Below are 18,707 nucleotides of genomic sequence, written 5' to 3' on the forward strand. Positions count from 1 at the left end.
AATCACGTATGAAATTCAGATTAATTAACCTTCTCGCTGCTATCCTGTTGCTGGCTGCCTGCGGTAACCAGGAAAAGGGACAAACGGTGACGGTGACCAACCCGCTTGCCGAACCGGTAACCGAACTGACCTGCCAACTTTCTTCACCGGCATTAATGCAATCGATTGCTGAACTGAAAACATCCGGCTTCCGGGTACTGGATGGAGAAAATGAGATTCCATACCAGCTGATCGAACAAAACAATAAGCCGGTTGCCCTGCTCATCCAGACCGACTTCGCCCCTAATGAGGAAAAGACCCTGACGATCAAGGCAGGAAAAGGAAGCAGTTTTCCGCAGAAAACCCAGGCCGAAATATCGGTAAAAGAGAATGGCGAATGGGTTTGGGTAACAAAAAGTAATGGAAATGAACAATTTGAATACCAGGGAGGAAACTGGAAAAATGTAAGCTCGGTTTGGGTCGACGAAAAACACACCGACCATTCATTCGACATCCGCTATGAAGGCCCTGGCTGGGAATCAGACAAAATTGGCTACCGTTTTTATCTGGATTGGCGTAATGCGGTCGATATTTTTGGGAAAAAAGTAGATACCCTTGTCCTGCACCAGGTCGGATTGGATGGTTTTGATTCGTACCACGAAATGAGCGACTGGGGCGTTGATGTGCTAAAAGTGGGCAACGCGCTGGGCATTGGCACCATCGCCTGTTGGGATGGCGAAAATGCCAACCGGGTAGCGTTAACCGACAGCATTTACAGTGAAGTTACCTATAGCGGCGTCCTCGAATCAAAACTGACGACAAACTATTTTGGATGGGAATATGCAAACGGAAAAACCGACCTGACCTCTGAGTTATCAATCAGAGCAGGAAGCTATTTCACAAAAAACCGTCTGACCACCAGCAACCCAACAGATAACATCAGTACCGGGCTAATCCGGTTTCCGAATACAACCGTTCTTCAATCAAGCGAAGAAAAGGGAGATTGGGCTTACCTGGCTACTTTTGGTGTCCAAACGCTTGAAGAAGATCACATGGGAATGGCCATCTTTTATAAAAAAGCGGATTTGGTTGAACTCACGGACGATAAATACAGCCATGTCGTTGTCCTGAAACCTGAAAACAACCAGCTAACTTATTTCTATGGAGCTGCCTGGGAGCAGGACGCTTCAAAAATGGATCGCATTGAAAAATTTGAAACTTTCCTGAAAAAACAACTGGCCTTGTTTAATGCCGGATTGATGGATTAAAAAACAGCGGGATTGACCTGTAAAATGAAGCGAATCAATAACATATTTCTGTTTGTGCTGGCTGCCAATCTGGCAACAGCACAGGTTTCGGCCGACAGGTTGGATACAAAGGAAGAAATCCTGGCCCGGATCCAGGCACCGGTATTTCCCGACAGCAGGTTTGCAGTAACCGACTTTGGCGCCGTAGGCGATTCGGCCAGCAACAATAAACCGGCCTTCGATGCAGCCATACAGGCTTGCCGGGCAGCCGGAGGCGGTACCGTGATCGTCCCCGTCGGCACTTATCTACTGGATGGTCCCATTCATCTGGAAAGCAACCTGAACCTGCACCTGGAAGAAGGCGCCCTTATTCGCTTCAGCGCCAATCCGAGGTCCTACTTGCCCATCGTAAAAACCAGCTGGGAAGGAACTTTATTGTATAATTACAGCCCCTTCATTTATGCCTTCGGAAAAGAGAATATTGCCATCACAGGGAAAGGGACAATTGACGGAAACGGATCAGCCTATTTTACCCGATGGTACGAAATCCAGGGAAAGGACCAGCGCCTGTCACGCCGTATGAACCATAAAAATGTTCCGGTAGAAGAACGGCGATTTGGACGGGGGCATTATTTACGTCCCCACCTGATCCAGTTTTTCGATTGTAAGAACATTTTGGTGGAAGACCTGCACATCCAGGATTCGCCTTTTTGGTGCATACACCTGCTGATGTGTGAAAACGCCACCTTACGCGGTTTAACCTTTGATGCCCAAAACAAAAATAACGATGGCATTGACCCGGAATATTGCAAAGACATTCTGATTGAAAATGTGAATTTCAACAACAGCAACGACAATATTTCGGTAAAAGCCGGACGCGACCATGAAGGGCGGGATATGCAACGCCCAAGCGAAAACATCATCATCCGGAATTGTAGTTTTAAAGGTCGTCACGCCGTGGCCATCGGCAGCGAAATGTCGTCGGGTGTACGAAATGTGTATATCGAAGATTGCCGGTTCTCCGATTATATCACGCGGGGTATCATGCTAAAATCAAATCCGAGTCGTGGCGGGATCATTTCGGATATCTATGTAAACAACTTCCGGTTTGGTGAGGTACACGATTGTTTCATGGTAACTTCCAACTACCGCAACGAGGGGAAAAAACATCCCCCGACCATCAAAAACATTTACATCAGCAACGTGACTTGCCAGAGAGTGCGAAATTTCGGGATTTATATCAAAGGTCACAAACGAAATCATGTTTCGGATATTCACATTGAAAACTTTCGCGTCGACCAGGCTAAAAGAACCGTATTCGTTGACTTTGCAGAAAGCGTGAATTTTAAAGACACCCAGGTGAACAACGAAGAAATCAAGTGGGATCCGGCTGTGTTCAGAAAAAACAAATATCGTGCATATAATTATTAGTAGCAATAAACCATACAAGACATGCTAAAACTGAACATATTCCTGTTGTTACTATTCACCCTCCCGGGAATATCCATTGGACAAAACGAATTTCCACGCGACACGTCGTTTACCGTGCATTCGACCTGGCAAAAGATTAAACCAGACTATCCGCAGGCAACACCTGTGAAGCCATATGTTTCGGCTGATATCCTGTCGCTCACAAACCAGGTTTACCGGCTGCGTGAAAATCGTCAACTCCATATGGATATCTTTCTGCCAAATAAAACAGATTTGGTGAAACGACCGGCCATCCTGATGATTCATGGAGGAGGATGGGCATCAGGCAACAAATCGCACCTGGCGCCTATGGCTCAAAAACTGACCCTGGATGGTTTTGTCGGCATCACGGTCGAGTACCGCTTGTCTCCCGAAGCATTGTACCCGGCAGCCATACACGACTTAAAAGAAGCCATCCGCTTTGTAAAACATAACGCCGGTCTTTACCGGATTGATACCACCCGGATTGCCGTGCTGGGAGCTTCGGCCGGTGCAACCCTGGCCGCTTTTATGGCCACCACCGGCAGACACAGCCGCTTTGACGACCCACACTCCGTGTATCCGGGTATTTCGTCGGTTGTTCAGGCCTTAATCAATATCGATGGGGTGGTTGATTTTACCGATCCGAATGAAAGCGCCAAAGACGATGACCCGCAAAAACCATCGGCCGGCGCCCGGTTTTTTGGCGGAACCTATCAGGAAATGCCTGAAAAGTGGGTCGAAGCCTCTCCGATCAATTATGTGGACAAACACAGCCCCCCGACCTTGTACATCAACAGTGCACTTGATCGCTTTCATGCAGGCAGGGAGCCGTTTTTAGCTGTTTTAAAAGCAAACAATACTTACTTCGAAATCCACACCATACCAAATACCCCTCATCCTTTCTGGCTGTTTCATCCCTGGTTCGATGAGGCTCACCGGTATATCCGGGATTTCCTGACTAAAATATTTTAACCATAACGAAATACGATGACAACAAAAAACATTTTCACCCTGGTCAGTATAATTCTTCTCCGTATTTCCTGCTACGCACAACCCTGGCAGGCCGACCTTGGAAACGACCGTTACAAAAACCCGATTATCCATGCCGACTATTCCGACCCGGATGTTTGCCGCGTTGGAGATGATTTTTACATGACTGCATCCAGTTTCAACTGCTCTCCGTCCCTGCCCGTTCTTCATTCAACAGATATGATTAACTGGGAGTTGATTGGCTACGCGCTGGACAAGCAAATTCCGCTTGACTTTTTCGATAAAGCACAGCATGGATGCGGCGTTTGGGCCCCGGCCATTCGTTTCCACAATCATGAATTCTATATTTATTACCCCGACCCCGATTTTGGCATTTACATGATCAAGGCCAAAGACGCCAAAGGTCCCTGGAGCGAACCGGTTTTGGTACAGGGAGGAAAAGGCTGGATTGACCCCTGCCCCTTGTGGGACGAAGACGGAAAAGCATACCTGACTTACGCTTTCGCAGGTAGCCGCGCCGGCATAAAAACCATCTTGATGGTCAGTGAAATGACCCCCGACGGCACCAAACTGGTTGGCAACAGCGTCATGGTGTTTGACGGACACGACGGCCATACCACTGTTGAAGGCCCGAAATTTTATAAAAGAGGCGGTTACTACTACATTCTGGCGCCTGCCGGCGGCGTAAAACCGGGCTGGCAGTTGGCGTTAAGTTCTAAAAACGTGTTTGGCCCGTATGAGTACAAAGTGGTGCTGCACCAGGGAAACACCGACATCAACGGTCCGCACCAGGGGGCCCTGATTGAGCTGGACAACGGCGAATCGTGGTTTTATCATTTTCAGGATGCCTACGCTTACGGACGTATTGTTCACCTGCAGCCGGTTACCTGGGTCGACGGCTGGCCCATCATGGGTATCGACCGTAACGGCGACGGCATTGGCGAACCGGTCAGCGAATTCAGGAAACCAACTGTTGCTTCAATCGGGAAGGCGGGCATTATCCCAGCCTCCGACGAATTTGACGGACATGAGTTTGGTTTGCAGTGGCAATGGCACGCCAATCCCGAAGTAAACTGGGGATACATGTCGGGAAACCTCGGGTTTATGCGGCTAAACTGTATTGCTCCCGAAACCCGGGTAAATAACCTGTGGGAAGTTCCCAATCTCTTCCTTCAAAAATTTCCGTCCCGCGTATTCTCGGCCACCGCTAAACTCCGTTTCAGCGCTCACGGAGAAGGCGACAAAACCGGCCTGCTCATCATGGGCGAAAGTTATGCCTATATCGGGCTGGAACATGTTGACGGAAAACTAAAACTCCGCCAGATGACCTGTATCGATTCGCACAAGGGAACCGAAGAAAAAGAACAGGCTTCCGTCGATATCGGCCAAAACGAGATTTACCTGAAGGTAGAAGTGGATAAAAACGCCATATGTACGTTTAGTTACAGCGAAAACGGCAAAATGTTTAAGAAACTCGGCAACGAATTTGAAGCCGTAGCCGGCCGGTGGATTGGGGCGAAAGTTGGCCTGTTTGCCCTGGGCGCTAAAAAAACCAATGATGCCGGTTATGCCGATTTTGATTGGTTCAGGGTAGAATGAGATTGGGAATTGGTCATTCATTTGGTTCTTGGTTCTTGGTTCTTGGTTCTTGTCTAATGATTAATGCCTAATGACCAATCTCTACTTTTTTATAATCTAAAAACCAAAAACTTTTATGAATACAAAATTGATCATCTCCGCTTTCCTGTTCATGCTGTTATGTGCTTTTCAGGAAACAAACGAAAAGAAAGTCCGCATTTTTATGATCGGCGATTCAACCATGGCCAACAAACCACCGGAAAAATCTCCTGAAACCGGTTGGGGTATGGTATTCGGTGATTTTTTTAATGAACAGGTCGTCATCAGCAACCATGCGCTGAACGGACGAAGCACAAAAAGTTTCATTGGCGAGGGGCACTGGCAAACGGTTTACGATCAGCTGCATGCAGGCGATTATGTCTTCATCCAGTTTGGGCACAACGATCAGAAAGATAAAAGTCCCGACCGTTTTACCAATCCATTTACCACATACCGGGCCAACCTGGAGAAATATGTTCGCGAAAGTCGCGAAAAAGGGGCTGTTCCAGTTCTGCTGACGTCGGTCGTGCGCCGTAACTTCAACGACGAAGGCACGCTACTGGACACACACGGCCTTTATCCGCTGGTGGTACGGATGGTTGCCGGGGAGATGCAGGTGCCATTAATCGACCTGCAATTACTGACTGAGCAAAAAGTGACGGAGCTCGGCCCTGAGGAATCAAAGACACTTTATCTATGGCTCGAAGCCGGTGAGAACACCAATTACCCCAACGGTGCGCAGGATAACACCCACTTTAACCGGAACGGGGCCACCGAAGTTGCCCGCATGGCAGCCGAAGAACTGAAAAAACTCGGGATACTCGAAAATTATTTAAACTAAGCAATCCCCTCCCCCAATCAACTGTAAACCGTCAGCACCAGGTGGCGGGAGCCGCCGTGATGGCGGAATTCGCAGAGGTAAATTCCCTGCCAGGTTCCCAGATTGAGTCTCCCGCCGGTGATCGGAACAGTTAGTTCAGTGCCGATCAGCGACGATTTGAGGTGAGCAGGCATATCGTCGCTTCCTTCGTAAGTATGCGTATAAACCGGGTGATTTTCGGGAACCAGCTTGTTCATAAACAATTCGAAATCGGTGCGGACCGAAGGATCGGCATTTTCATTCAGGCTGATGCCTGCCGAGGTATGTTTCACCAGGATGTGCAGCAGACCGGCTTCGGGCAAGTCGGGTAATTCCTGTTCAATCAGCGAAGTAATCAGGTGATACCCCCTGCGAAAATTCGGCAGCCTTATTTCTTTCTGCTTGATCATCATTTAAAACTTACCTGTTTTCTTCTGCAAAACGGCGTCCGGCGTGAAATGCATCCAGGTTTAATGTCACAATATCTTCGCCTTTTTTCTCAAAAACAGTGCGGATACCTTCCTCTATTTTCGTGAATTCAAGATCGATAAAAGGCGAAGCAGCCCCGAGCATCACCATATTCGATGCGCGCACATTGCCCGTCTCTTTGGCAATCTGGTCGGCATCGATGGCGACAAAACGGCTCAAACGGCGGACTTCGGCCAGAATTTCTTCAACATCGGGGTAATTTCCAATATTAACAAAGGGTGTGGTGTTGGTAACCAAATAACCCTTATCCGATAAAAACGGCAAATAACGCAACGATTCCATCGGCTCAACCGATAAAATTAAATCGGCAGTGCCCAGTTTTATCAAATCGGAAGCGATTGGCCGGCTTGATATGCGCAGGTGCGAAACCACTGCCCCGCCCCGTTGGCTCATTCCGTGTGTTTCGGCCTGTTTCAGGTACAGATCTTCCTGTAAAGCGGCCATGCCGAGAACCGCCGCGATTGATAAAATTCCCTGTCCGCCTACCCCGGCTAATATGATATCTGATTTCATCTTGTTCGTTTATTAATGGTTTGCATGACGACTGATATTTCTTTTCCGGCGGCCGGCGCGCTGGATACACTCCCGGCGCGGAATAATCACCGAAACGCCTTCATAGGCGAGCTCTTCGCTAAACAAACGTACCATTTCATCGTGGTTCTTCTTCAGGGGAACAATCACGCGGATGTGTTCCGGATCGACCCCGACGCCGGCGCAAATACTTTCAATCTTCCCGTAGGCTGACGAATCCTGCCCGCCGGTCATCGATACTGACTCGTTATCGGAAATCACGATGGTAATATTGGCCTTTTCATTCACGGCATCCAGCAAACCGGTAATCCCGGAATGGGCAAAGGTTGAATCGCCGATCACCGCTACCACCGGAACCAAACCCGCATCGGCTGCGCCTTTGGCCATCGTGATGGAAGCGCCCATATCCACGCAGGAATTGATGGTTTGAAACGGGGGCAAAGCTCCCAGCGTATAACAACCAATGTCTGAAAACACGCGTCCCTTCCCGTATTCGGCCAACACCTCGTTCATGGCCTGATAGGCGTCAATATGGCCGCAGCCCTGGCATAATGCCGGAGGCCGGTTGGCAACCAGATCCGGAATTTTTAACCCTTCATAAACCTCTCGCCCGAGCGCTTTGGCTACATGATCGGGGTTTAGTTCGCCGTCGCGCGGCAAGGTTCCGTCCAGTCGCCCTTTTACCGGGGTACCGTTGGCAAAAAATCCTTTGAGCTGCTCTTCGACCAACGGATAACCTTCTTCCAAAACCAGGATTTTGTCGCACGACTCGTTCATGCGTTTCAGCATTTTCTCCGGGACCGGATATTGCGATACCTTGATCACCGGGTAAGGACAGCTTGTTTCCTGGTAATTTTCGAGCAGGTAATTATACGAAATACCGCAGCAAACAATACCAAGGCTTTTATCTTCACCGTCGATGTAACGGTTATAGACCGACTCGTCGCTGAGCCTGGCCAACAGGCTTTGTTTCTCCAGCAAGCCTTTGTAACGGCGCCGCGCGATAGCCGGCAACAAAACAAACTGTTGCGGATCGCCGGGTAAACTCAGTTTATTTTCGGGTAATACATTCTTCCAAACAACGCCCGAGCGCGAATGGGCCAGGCGTGTGGTAATCCGCAACATGACCGGCAAACCGGTTTCTTCGGAAAGCCGGAACCCGTCATAGGCCATATCGTAAGCTTCCTGCTGATTAGACGGCTCAAGTACGGGAATCATCGCAAACTGTCCGTAATAGCGCGAATCCTGCTCGTTTTGCGACGAGTGCATCGAGGGATCGTCGGCTACCGTCAGGATAAAACCGCCGTTCACACCGGTGATTGAGGAGTTAATAAACGCGTCGGCCGCCACATTCAGCCCCACGTGTTTCATGCAGGCCATCGTCCGTTTCCCGGCATAGCTCATGCCCAGGGCTGCTTCGTAAGCCGTTTTCTCATTGGCCGACCATTTCCGGTGAATATTCCGCTCTTCGGCCAGGGCGTTCTCCTGGATATATTCGGTGATTTCGGTCGAAGGGGTTCCGGGATAAGCATATACGCCTGATAATCCGCCATCAATTGCTCCCTGCCCGATTGCTTCGACACCTAAAAGTAAATGCTTTTGCATAGCTGATTGATTGATTTATTTTCGGCTTTCAAAATTAGCATCCTGACACTTAGAAACAATATAAATTATCAGCTTATCCGGGAAAACGTTTTTAACCGATGTCTTGTGTTATTGGTTATTGGTTATTGGTTATTGGTCATTAGTCATTAATCATTAAATTAGAGGCAGAAGTTTAGTTTTCACATAACATCAGGGTAATCGCCTTTAACGATCTAAAGGTTTTTGAAGCATCGGGGGTTCCCGTCCATACTCTCCCGGACCCGGCCTTCCTTAAAAGCTCATCTATATATGCAAGTATCCGTCCTTTTTTCTTGCTCCTACAGGGCAAGAAAAACATATCGCGTATGAATGTGTAAAAAGTAGCTTAAAAAGGGAGGCAGTAGAGGGTTCATCATTAAATAATTTAGAAAGACACTCATCATAGAAAGTAAAATATTCTAAAAGCGATTTCCCCGATCAGTGCCTCAGGTTGACGGCATTTTCCTATTTTTACTGCAATTATGAAATTAACCATCCTGGCCACATACGGAATTGTTTTACTGCTGATTGGGCTGTATTCTGCTTTTCGGATTAAGTCGCCGGCAGATTATTTTGTCGCCGGAAAACGCAACGGGCTGTTGCAGATTTCGGGTAGTTTACTGGCGTCCATCCTGGGCGGTTCGGCCATTCTGGGAACGGCCAACCTGGCCATGACGCAAAGCTGGGCGGCCGCCTGGTACCTGCTGGCCGCCTCGGCCGGGCTGTGGCTGCTGCTTCCGCTTGTACGAAAAGTAAACCGCCTGGGCAAATTTACCCTGACCGACCTGATTGGCCGCTTTTACGGCGAAACGGCCCGGAAATCGGCTTCGGTCATTATCCCGCTGGCCTGGACTGGCATTGTAGCGGCTCAGGTGATTGCCGCCTCAAAAATACTGGTCAGCATGTTCGGGCTTTCGTACGAAAACGGCGTATGGTTGTCGGGCGCCGTGTTTATCGGCTACACGCTGATTGGCGGACAGGTATCCATCCTGAAAACCGATTTCCTCCAGGCGATTGTCATCCTGCTGGGAGTCGTCTTCTCTGGCGTTTTTTTGTATTTCGAGCAGGGCACGCAGGTTTCGCCCCTCACATCTGCTTTTCCGTTCAATACCGCTTTCGGCCCGGTTGACTTGTTCATCCTTTTTCTGACCTTTTCGAGCACCTTTGTGGTGGGCCCCGACATCTACTCGCGCGTGTTTTGTGCCCGCGACGAAAACACGGCCCGAAAAAGCATCCTGATCGTAGCGACCATCCTGATTCCCTTTGCTTTTTTGCTGACTTACCTCGGTGTGTTTGCCACCGAAAACCTGCCCGATGAGCAGCTTCACAGCTCGGTGGCTCTAATTGAGCTAATTGATTTTTACCTGCCCGAGTGGGTTGTGGGACTGATGGCGGCCGCCCTGCTGTCGGCGGTGCTTTCGTCGGCCGACACCACCTTGCTGACTGCCTCAATGATGCTGAGCGAACTGTTCAACCCCGATATCGACAACCGGAAATCGCTGAACGAAACCCGCCTGTTTATTGTGCTCATCGGTCTGGCCAGCGTACTGATTGCCCTGAAAGTGACCTCCATTATTGGCACCCTTTTGCTGGCGCTCGCCTTTTATTCCGGCGCTTTTATTGTTCCGCTGATTGCCGCGCTGACGAATCTGAAGATCAATAAGAAGTTGAGTATTCCGGCTATGATCACGGGCGGACTGATGGCATTAGGAGGGAAAATTCTGGTTTCCGACCTCGGGATCAGTTGGGGAAACTGGGTGATTGTTTCGGCCTTTGCCATCAACTTCATCATCCTGAAGATTCCTTCAACAGAAAATAGAATCCGTTGAAAGCTCCTCCGGGTGGCGCGGTTTGTAACCGCGCAATTTTAATCCGCGATTGAAAATCGCGGCACCCGTCTTTCCTTCGTCTTTCCTTCGTCATTCGGGCTCTGGCCGCCTGCCTGTCAGCAGACAGGGAATCTGTTTCGTCCAGGTAGTTCCTTTTCCATAACTCCGAAGGAGTTTAACGTTCATCACCCCCGGTTTTACCGGGGGAAAACAAACGGGCCAGCCAACCAACCCCGAAGCGGGTTGAACGCGGTGGTCGTTACATTGCACCAGGCCATTCAAACCACCGCAAAAATCGCGAAGCGATTTAACGTGAATAGCCATGTGGTGAAACCCATGGGAAATTACGGTGACGTTGGCAACGCAACCCCGGGAGGGGTTAAATGTTTTTGCCACATCAAAACCTATCGTATTCAACCTCATTCGGGGTTGGGGCGCGGGGCGTGGGGCGTGGGGCGTGGAAATAAATGCACGGGAATAATGTCCGAAAACAACCCCGGAGGGGGTTGAACAACAACTGCGGTTATTTCATATTCAACCTCGTTTCGGGGTTGGGATTACCGTGTTTATTCGTTACCATGGGTTTCACCACATGGCTATTCACATTAAACGGGTTTCACCCGTTTTTTAATCGCGTTGGGCTTCTATATACCGTAACGCCGCCTCCTCGTCCTGTTCAATGGCAATTTCTACCGCGCGCTTGGCGGTTTCCAGCAAATGGCCGCATTGATCATTTCTAAACCAGTACGGTCTATTTATAGAAAATCAAAATCCGTGTAGTCTATTGGCCTGTCCCATTCCCATTCTTCAATCAGAACATGTGTTGTGATATAGCCGGATCCGTCGTGTTTGCCTCCCGGCTTTCGCATCACAAACGAGCAGCGATACCAATAATATTTTGATGCTAAATAATTGATCAGAAAGGAATATTTAATTTCATCGCCGTAATAAGATTCGACGACCATCATTGACGGACAATTGGTGCAAGTGCTCTTTGGAAGCTTTTCGCTTGATAAAAATAATTCTCTGAATTTATCCCGGGTTAAAATTTCGTTTTGAATAAAGAGTTTTCCGGCTTTAAAGCAAGCGCTTTCAAGTGCACCTTCAACGACTATTTTTTCTCGTTTTTCGTCCATGTCAAATGAATGGTATAAAAAAGCTTTCCGGCAATTTGTTGGTATTGTTTTGCATGATCGTAAATTTTATAACAAATATTTTTCATCAAACTCAACTCCTTGCTCTTGTAGTAATTCAATCAATTCATCTCTAAATGTTACCGTCTTGTGGTGATGTTCCTGTCTTTTTACGTATTCAATCAGATGATCCTTGTCTTTAAACGAATAGGTAAAACCACCATATCCATTTTGCCATCCATTGAAATCAGGGAATAGCTGATTGGTTTTGATGTAGGCTGAACTTGATAATTTAATGTCTTTTACCAGCGATGCCACTGAAATTGATGGATGGATATGAGTTACAATATGGATGTGGTCTGCAATTCCGCCGATTCGATATAAATAGCAATTTTTGTTTTTAAGAACTCCCCAAATGTATTTATAGAGTGCCTCCCGGTTCGGTTTTGTCAGGGTATGTTCCCTGTTTTTGGTGCTGTACACGATTTGATAAAGGATTTGTGTATAGGTACTCATAGCGTTGTTTTCTATAAATATACCAATCATTTAGCATTTTTTGTAATCGCGAAGCGATTTAACGTGAATAGCCATGTGGTGAAACACATGGGAAATTACGGTGACGTTGGCAACGCAACCCCGGGAGGGGTTAAATGTTTTTGCCACATCAAAACCTATCGTATTCAACCTCATTCGGGGTTGGGGCGCGGGGCGTGGGGCGTGGAAATAAATACGCGGGAATAATGTCCGAAAACAACCCCGGAGGGGGTTGAACAACAACTGCGGTTATTTCATATTCAACCCCGTTTCGGGGTTGGGATTACCGTGTTTATTCGTTACCATGGGTTGCACCCTGTCCACGGGTTGCACCCCGTGGCTATTCACATTAAACGGGTTTCACCCGTTTTTTAATCGCGTTGGGCTTCTATATACCGTAACGCCGCCTCCTCGTCCTGTTCAATGGCAATTTCTACCGCGCGCTTGGCGGTTTCCAGCAATTGCTCGGATTGCTTTTTAAGGTGGAAACTTTCTTCTGTCAAATCTATGATTTGGTTCTGAATGGTTTTGTCAATGATTGGTATTATAAATTCATCCAGATCCTTTGGATACAATTCAACCTGCGCACTTCCTGCACAATATTTTTCGGTTTGCATACGACCAATCATCGAATTTAGTACAAACCCGATATAAAACGGATTTCCTTCTTTAAGCCGCAAAATATTAACGTGATTGCTTGCCAAAGCTTTTTTATCTAGTCGATAAACTTGTGTTCGTCCGATATTTGCGCCGGTTGTGTAGGTTAGAATATCACCTTTGAAAACGCGAGCCCGTTCCTGAATATCCCAATATTCATCGCTTGTTTTCTCAAAACCATTGTAATCGAGTGTATCCTCTAAAATATGCTTGCTGTTTATTACATCCAAACTGCCGTTCTCAACATATTCCGGTTGCATTCCCCGAAAATTGACGGTTCTTATTTCTTTTATCCGTTTGTAATTTGTTGTACAAATCGCCTTTTCCAAACAATCGTACTTCTTTTGGTAATACTCCGCATCCAACCTGCCGGTGGTTAAAAACGACTCTTTAAAACCTTTTACATTTACAGGCTCTGCGCTGGGTTCAAAATTGCTTAAGCCAAGGGTTTCGAGAAGAAGGGTTTCGGCCGATGAATATGTTTGTTTGGAAAATTCTCTTTTTGAATGAGCTAATTTTACAAGTTTATCTATTTCAATTTGAAAAGCTTTAGAGAGATTGGCTATTTTAAGTGTTCTTATCTTATACAGGAAAAGATTCAATTGCACATTTCCAGTACTCTCCCTCCACGTTTGAAATCTACCATATTTTGTGAGTAAAAATGTGGATATAAAATTTGGTAGAAACTCCTTATTGACTCTAACAATCCCAACGTGTCTATCTGAATTTGCAGGGAGGATATCTTTTGTAGCGACAGCGCAATTACCAATTGTGCCAACAGTTGAAATAATTAAATCATTTTCCTTTAATGCAGTTCTTGGATTATTGAGATGTGCTACTTCTGAGATAAAAGCTTTTCGTGAGACATCAAAATAATTCTCACGAGGTGATGTAGCAGAGATAAGATTGATGTTACTTGTTTCGCTATAATCAATTGACGTATGAATGCCATCAGTCACATAGCTGAATTCACCAATTCTTCTAAATCCAATTTTATCCAATTTTTTTATAAGTGAAAGATTGGATTTTAAAAAGTATTCGGAATCAAGTCTGAAATCAAAATTATCAAGTTTGAAATCTATAGAGTTCAGTTCCACTGCTTCCAGCCCTTCCAACAATGCCTTGTATTTTGCTTCGTTGAAAGGGCTACTCAAAAAAAACTGAGGCCCTCCTTTTTGGCAAATTCGGCAAAGGCTTCGGCAATGCCGTCGCCGGTGAGGCCGTCGTGGTTAAACAGGTCGTGTTTTACTATCAGGTGGCTGTGTGTGTCTAATAAATATTCGTCGAGGTCTTTGGCGGTATTCACGTAAACGGCTTGCGGGTCGAGCGCGAGGTTGCCCTGTAAATATTCGGGTTCAGCGGGGCGCACTTTGTATTTCGGGTTGTCTTTTTTCCGCAGGTAGATTTTATCGCCGCTGTTGTCTTTGCTGGGTTCCTGCATGGTGGCAAAAAAGATGGGATAGTCGTCGCGTTTCGGGCATAATGTATCATCCCATTTTTGCACCAACAACACGCTGGTTTTCGTACCGGTATGGGGTTTAAAAACGTTTCCATGTAAACCCACCACGGCCAGAATGCGGCAGCGTTCGGCAATAAACTCACGGATTTGCTTGTCGCTGCTGTTGTTAAAGCGGCCCTGCGGCAACACAATGGCCATACGGCCCCCGGGTTTCAGGAAATCGAGGTTGCGCTCGATGAAAAGAATGTCGCGGCCTACTTTGGTTTGGTATTTTCCGGCGGCATTTTTGCCTAATTCGTATTTTGCCAAAATGCGGCTTTCCTTAATATCACCGGCAAACGGCGGGTTGGCCATCAGAATATCGAACTGAAAATCGTGGTTGCTGCCGTTCGTTGTACGCAGGCGTTTCAGCTTTTTCCAGCCTTCGTTGTAAATGTCGAGCCAGTCTTCATCGCGGGTTTTGTCGTCCCAGCGTTCCCAGTCGAGGGTGTTAAGGTGTAACACATTGGTTTGCCCGTCGCCGGCAATCAGGTTCAGGGTGCGGCCCACGCGCACAGCCTTTTCGTCGAAGTCGATGGCAAAAACTTTTTCCTGCACATAATCGGTACATTCCACCGGTTTGTCTTCGAGGGTAAAAAGGTGGCTTTTGTTTAGTCCCTTGTCTTTCAGTATTTGTTCCCACACGTGAAAAATGGTATGCACCGGGAAACCGCAACTGCCTGCCGCCGTGTCGATCATGGTTTCGTGTTCCCGCGGGTTGAGCATTTTCACCGCCATATCGATTACATAGCGTGGGGTAAAATACTGTCCTTTTTCGCCTTTGCTGCTTTTGTTTATCAGGTATTCAAAGGCTTCGTCAACCACATCCAGGTTCGAGTTAAACAGTTTTACATCCTGCAGCGACGATACGCAAACCGACAAGTGCGAGGCCGTGAGTTCAATTTTTGAGTCAGTCGAGAACACGCCTTCCCATTTCTTTTTCGCCTTATTGAACAGGCTTTGTATTTTGTCTTTCAGCTCGGTTTCGGTGTCGCCGTAATTTCGGAATTCGAGATAGCGCGAGGCGTTGCGCCCCGATTCCATTTCGTCGAACAGTTTGGTGAAAATAAGTTTAAATAATTCCTCAAAAACATCGACCCCTGCATTGGCCAATACTTCGTCTTCCATTTCCAAAATCAGGTCTTTCAGCGATTTGCGCTCGGTAACCAGCTTGTCTTTTTCGATCAGTTCTTTAATGGTCCAGCGTTCCGAAAGGATGTCCGACAGTTTTTCGGTGGCCTTCGGGATGGAGGGTAAATCTTCAAAATGATTTGGCTCCTTTCGGTGATAAAACGAAATAGAATCTCCATTCGTCCATATACCAATGGGGGCGCCAGTCGCATTACAATATCCTTTCAGTTGTTCCTTTCCATCCCTCAATTTTGGCTTTTTGAGTTCAATTAAAATGTAAGGATCGGTAGTTCGCTGTTTGTCGAAAACCACGATGTCGGCGCGTTTTTTCTCGCGGCCAAACGAAACCGCATATTCCAGTTCCATCCGCTCTGCCGGATAACCGTATTCGTTCATCAGCACACCCAGAAACAACTGGCGAACTACCTCTTCGGGCGTCAGCTTGACTTCCTTTTTCCTTACGGAACAGGTGATGTAAGGAACCGGAGCGCCTTTTTTATCGGGTCGGGTAACAATCCGTTTTTCAAATTCCTGAATTTGCACCAGGTCGAATTGGGTGATTTTATAATTCGAGTCGCGGAGAATTTCGGCAATGGTCATCGTCGTGTTTTTTGGGTTGATTATTTTAAGTCCCTAAAAGTAGCGATAATTTAAAAAAATGGGCTTCTTCTGTAAAATATAATGCTGTTCCTGCCTGGGTGGCGCGGTTTGTAACCGCGCATTCAACCGGCAATTAAAAATCGCTTCTCCCCCAAAACCTTTTGTAAAACATAAAAATAGGTCTGGATTGGTATATGTATTTTACCGTAATTTTAATTTTCAAAAAATTACTTCTATCAATTAAAACAAAAAACCATGACTCAACGAAACTACAAAGTGAGAGACGATGTGATGCTGATGGCCTGTAAAACCATTGCAAAGAGTATGTCGCTCAACCTGGACGACTTAAGCCTGATCCGCACCAACTGGACCGAAAGCTATGTCGGCCAACTAAACAGTAAAATTGATTCGGCCGTCAACGACTTTCTGGGGCTTGATAAACAAAAAGCTTTGCGTGAGGCCACTATCCAACTGGATGATATTCTGAAACCGGCCCTTAAAAACCTGGGATTCCTGAAAACCCAGGTCGAAGTGGACCTGGGTAAAAAGGCCAAAGAAATTTTAAAAGGTTTGGGATTCACCAGACCGCTCAACGCGCTCGACCAGGAAGGACTGATTACCCAGCTCCATGCCTTTAAAAAAGGGATGACCGACGAGCTGAAAACCGAGTTGACCGGCAAAGGCATTAACCCGGCCCTGATTGATTCCACCATCGGCTACGCCGATGAATTACAGGCCGCGAATATCAGTCAGGAAGTGTTAAAATCGACCACCAGGGAGCAATCGGAAGAAGCAGTGGCTATTTTCAATGGCATTTATGCCGAGGTGATCGGGATTTGCAAAATCGCCTCGAAAATATACAACGGCGACCCGGTAAAAAAAGAGCAGTTCACCTTCAGTAAAGTGGTGAAACGCATGGGGGTTGAGATCAAAAAAGAAGAAGTACCTGCGGAAGAATAGACTAACCCAATCTCTCATTCGCCGGGGGGCATCCAGCCGTCCGGCGAATACCCAAAACCGAATCTATCAGCGGGCAAACAGGCGGAAAGCTCCGCTACGATCACCGAAACCTTTTCCTCGACGGCGGAAAGCTTCTCCTCAGTGACGGAAAGCTCCGCTACTCACCCGGAAACCTTCTCCTCGGTGACGGAAACCTCTGCTACACACCCGAAAACCTTCGCCTCGGTGGCGGAAACTTCCGCTACGACGACGGAAACAAAAAAATCGAAGGCGGAAAGCTCCGCCGCAGAGGCGGAAGGGTAATCCATCCACAAAGCAATCGGTGATTATTGTACCCATGGCTATTCAAATTGAACGGGTTTCCGTTTAATCCCATTGGGCTTCTTCAATAAACCACATGGCCGCCGCCTCGTCCTGCTCAATGGTTATTTCTACCGTGCGCTTGGCCGTTTCAAAATCGCGAAACAATTAAACGTGAATAGACACGTAAAGATTGCCTGCTGTACCCGCAACGATCTGATCATGGCCGCGAAAACGGATTCGTTAAACATCCTGATTAATTCGTACGGGCCAGGCTGTACGACAGAAACAAAACAAAATACGACTGGTCGTCAATTCCGTCTTTAAAGTTTTTGTTATAGGTGTATTTCATTCCAAGCCCGAGGCGTTTAAAAACCGTCATGTTCAGTTTGGCCTGCAAGGGGATATGCAACAGGTTGTTGCCGTCACTGTAAGTTAAAATCGGTAATCCGGAGCCGCTTTGTTGTTGCTCGAAACCTCTGCCCGACGGGTCAAACATAACGGCGCCACCCGCCGAAAGCATCAGGTACGAATACTTGCCCAGTTTAACGTAGGGGCCTATTTTTACCCCAAGTTCGTGAAACTCAACCGAACTTTTATCAGCTCCCAGGTTATACGAAAGCTCAACGGCAAACGACTCGGAGACCGCAGCGGTATAGGCAATATTAAACACAGCATGCACTTCCTGCGGGTACCAGGCTCCTACTCCGGATTCAACAAAACGAAAATTCTCTGTTCCCTGCGAGAATGCAAGCCTGCCAAACAGGATGATGGCGAAAATGATTACGGTTTTTTTTCTCATATCGGTAGGTCAATTAAATTTTTCCTGACAGATAACCGGTGATTACTCAAACAGGGGCTCTTGCTGAGCACGTTTGGCAACTTCGGCTTTGACCGATTCGAACAAATCAACTCCCTGTAAATCGGCGGCGGCAGCCTTTTCGAAGCTGATTTTTAAACCGGCTTTTTTGGCAACAACTAATCCATATACCAGCTTATTCACATTTCCGCCCGCCAGGTAATGAGCTTCCAGTTGATCGCGGTTCACGGGTACTCCACCTTTATGCGACATAATCAAGGCCTGAATAATCAGCGCCGGAGGTGTTTTTCGAAAACGCATCAGTATGATCTCCATGATGGATATCCTTACCCCCGACAGCGTTGCCGTAAACCACAATCCGAATGGGATATAGTACAAAATGATCAGTAGAACCACAACAATTCCGGCAAGCAGAAAAATGTTTGACAAATAACTTTCCATAAGCAGTTTAGTTAAAA

At 47.2% G+C, this 18,707-nt stretch carries 17 protein-coding genes; 7 read left to right on the plus strand and 10 right to left on the minus strand.

What is annotated here, in order from left to right; translation table 11 throughout:
• The first annotated feature begins 8 nt into the window (after nt 1-8).
• The 5 genes from ACOIT5_RS18820 (at nt 9) to ACOIT5_RS18840 (ending at nt 6,126) form a co-directional block, all read left to right on the plus strand.
• Nucleotides 9-1,247 carry a DUF4861 family protein gene (locus tag ACOIT5_RS18820; RefSeq protein ID WP_423127712.1) on the plus strand — a complete coding sequence of 413 codons (1,239 nt, stop codon included), beginning with the start codon at nt 9-11 and terminating at the stop codon, nt 1,245-1,247.
• Between the two features lie 24 nt (nt 1,248-1,271).
• Nucleotides 1,272-2,657: a glycoside hydrolase family 28 protein gene (locus ACOIT5_RS18825; protein ID WP_423127713.1), complete on the plus strand. Its 1,386-nt coding sequence runs from the start codon at nt 1,272-1,274 to the stop codon at nt 2,655-2,657.
• A gap of 21 nt (nt 2,658-2,678) precedes the next feature.
• Nucleotides 2,679-3,650, plus strand: coding sequence for an alpha/beta hydrolase fold domain-containing protein (locus ACOIT5_RS18830; protein ID WP_423127714.1), 972 nt, complete (start codon nt 2,679-2,681; stop codon nt 3,648-3,650).
• Between the two features lie 15 nt (nt 3,651-3,665).
• Nucleotides 3,666-5,267 carry a glycoside hydrolase family 43 protein gene (locus ACOIT5_RS18835; protein WP_423127715.1) on the plus strand — a complete coding sequence of 534 codons (1,602 nt, stop codon included), beginning with the start codon at nt 3,666-3,668 and terminating at the stop codon, nt 5,265-5,267.
• Between the two features lie 115 nt (nt 5,268-5,382).
• Nucleotides 5,383-6,126 carry a rhamnogalacturonan acetylesterase gene (locus ACOIT5_RS18840; protein ID WP_423127716.1) on the plus strand — a complete coding sequence of 248 codons (744 nt, stop codon included), beginning with the start codon at nt 5,383-5,385 and terminating at the stop codon, nt 6,124-6,126.
• 17 nt (nt 6,127-6,143) lie between these two features.
• Here the strand turns inward: ACOIT5_RS18840 and ACOIT5_RS18845 are convergent, their stop codons facing one another.
• From ACOIT5_RS18845 to ACOIT5_RS18855, 3 genes are read right to left on the minus strand one after another with little or no spacing between them, the layout of a single operon-like run.
• On the minus strand, nt 6,144-6,557 hold the full coding sequence (locus ACOIT5_RS18845; protein ID WP_423127717.1) for a secondary thiamine-phosphate synthase enzyme YjbQ: 414 nt from the start codon (nt 6,555-6,557) through the stop codon (nt 6,144-6,146).
• 7 nt (nt 6,558-6,564) lie between these two features.
• The gene (locus ACOIT5_RS18850) at nt 6,565-7,146 is read right to left on the minus strand and encodes an indolepyruvate oxidoreductase subunit beta (protein ID WP_423127718.1); all 582 of its coding nucleotides are present in this window, start codon (nt 7,144-7,146) and stop codon (nt 6,565-6,567) included.
• 12 nt (nt 7,147-7,158) lie between these two features.
• Nucleotides 7,159-8,769: a thiamine pyrophosphate-dependent enzyme gene (locus tag ACOIT5_RS18855; protein WP_423127719.1), complete on the minus strand. Its 1,611-nt coding sequence runs from the start codon at nt 8,767-8,769 to the stop codon at nt 7,159-7,161.
• Nucleotides 8,770-9,269: 500 nt separating this feature from the next.
• On the opposite strand from ACOIT5_RS18855, the gene ACOIT5_RS18860 reads away from it, so the two are divergent.
• Nucleotides 9,270-10,616 carry a sodium:solute symporter family protein gene (locus ACOIT5_RS18860; RefSeq protein WP_423127720.1) on the plus strand — a complete coding sequence of 449 codons (1,347 nt, stop codon included), beginning with the start codon at nt 9,270-9,272 and terminating at the stop codon, nt 10,614-10,616.
• Nucleotides 10,617-10,706: 90 nt separating this feature from the next.
• On the opposite strand, the gene ACOIT5_RS18865 is transcribed toward ACOIT5_RS18860, so the two are convergent.
• The 5 genes from ACOIT5_RS18865 to ACOIT5_RS18885 all read right to left on the minus strand — a co-directional run bounded on the left by ACOIT5_RS18865 (nt 10,707) and on the right by ACOIT5_RS18885 (nt 16,169).
• Nucleotides 10,707-11,033, minus strand: coding sequence for a hypothetical protein (locus ACOIT5_RS18865; protein ID WP_423127721.1), 327 nt, complete (start codon nt 11,031-11,033; stop codon nt 10,707-10,709).
• Between the two features lie 338 nt (nt 11,034-11,371).
• Entirely contained in the window at nt 11,372-11,752 is a 381-nt protein-coding gene (locus ACOIT5_RS18870) for a hypothetical protein (protein ID WP_423127722.1), read from the minus strand.
• Nucleotides 11,753-11,818: 66 nt separating this feature from the next.
• Nucleotides 11,819-12,295: an IS200/IS605 family transposase gene (tnpA, locus tag ACOIT5_RS18875; RefSeq protein ID WP_423127723.1), complete on the minus strand. Its 477-nt coding sequence runs from the start codon at nt 12,293-12,295 to the stop codon at nt 11,819-11,821.
• 359 nt (nt 12,296-12,654) lie between these two features.
• Nucleotides 12,655-14,055: a restriction endonuclease subunit S gene (locus tag ACOIT5_RS18880; RefSeq protein WP_423127724.1), complete on the minus strand. Its 1,401-nt coding sequence runs from the start codon at nt 14,053-14,055 to the stop codon at nt 12,655-12,657.
• Between the two features lie 35 nt (nt 14,056-14,090).
• Nucleotides 14,091-16,169 carry an N-6 DNA methylase gene (locus ACOIT5_RS18885; RefSeq protein WP_423127725.1) on the minus strand — a complete coding sequence of 693 codons (2,079 nt, stop codon included), beginning with the start codon at nt 16,167-16,169 and terminating at the stop codon, nt 14,091-14,093.
• A 255-nt stretch (nt 16,170-16,424) separates the two neighbouring features.
• Here ACOIT5_RS18885 and ACOIT5_RS18890 point away from each other — a divergent pair, with 255 nt between their 5' ends.
• Complete coding sequence (locus tag ACOIT5_RS18890; RefSeq protein WP_423127726.1) at nt 16,425-17,129, plus strand: hypothetical protein; 705 nt, start codon at nt 16,425-16,427, stop codon at nt 17,127-17,129.
• A 556-nt stretch (nt 17,130-17,685) separates the two neighbouring features.
• Here the strand turns inward: ACOIT5_RS18890 and ACOIT5_RS18895 are convergent.
• A complete protein-coding gene (locus ACOIT5_RS18895) occupies nt 17,686-18,231 on the minus strand; it encodes a hypothetical protein (RefSeq protein ID WP_423127727.1) in 546 nt (181 codons plus the stop codon).
• A gap of 42 nt (nt 18,232-18,273) precedes the next feature.
• Nucleotides 18,274-18,690, minus strand: coding sequence for a flotillin-like FloA family protein (locus ACOIT5_RS18900; protein WP_423127728.1), 417 nt, complete (start codon nt 18,688-18,690; stop codon nt 18,274-18,276).
• Between the last annotated feature and the right edge of the window lie 17 nt (nt 18,691-18,707).

The sequence above is a fragment of the Gaoshiqia hydrogeniformans genome (assembly GCF_049347105.1).
In the GTDB taxonomy this organism is placed as follows: Bacteria; Bacteroidota; Bacteroidia; order Bacteroidales; family Prolixibacteraceae; genus Gaoshiqia; species Gaoshiqia hydrogeniformans.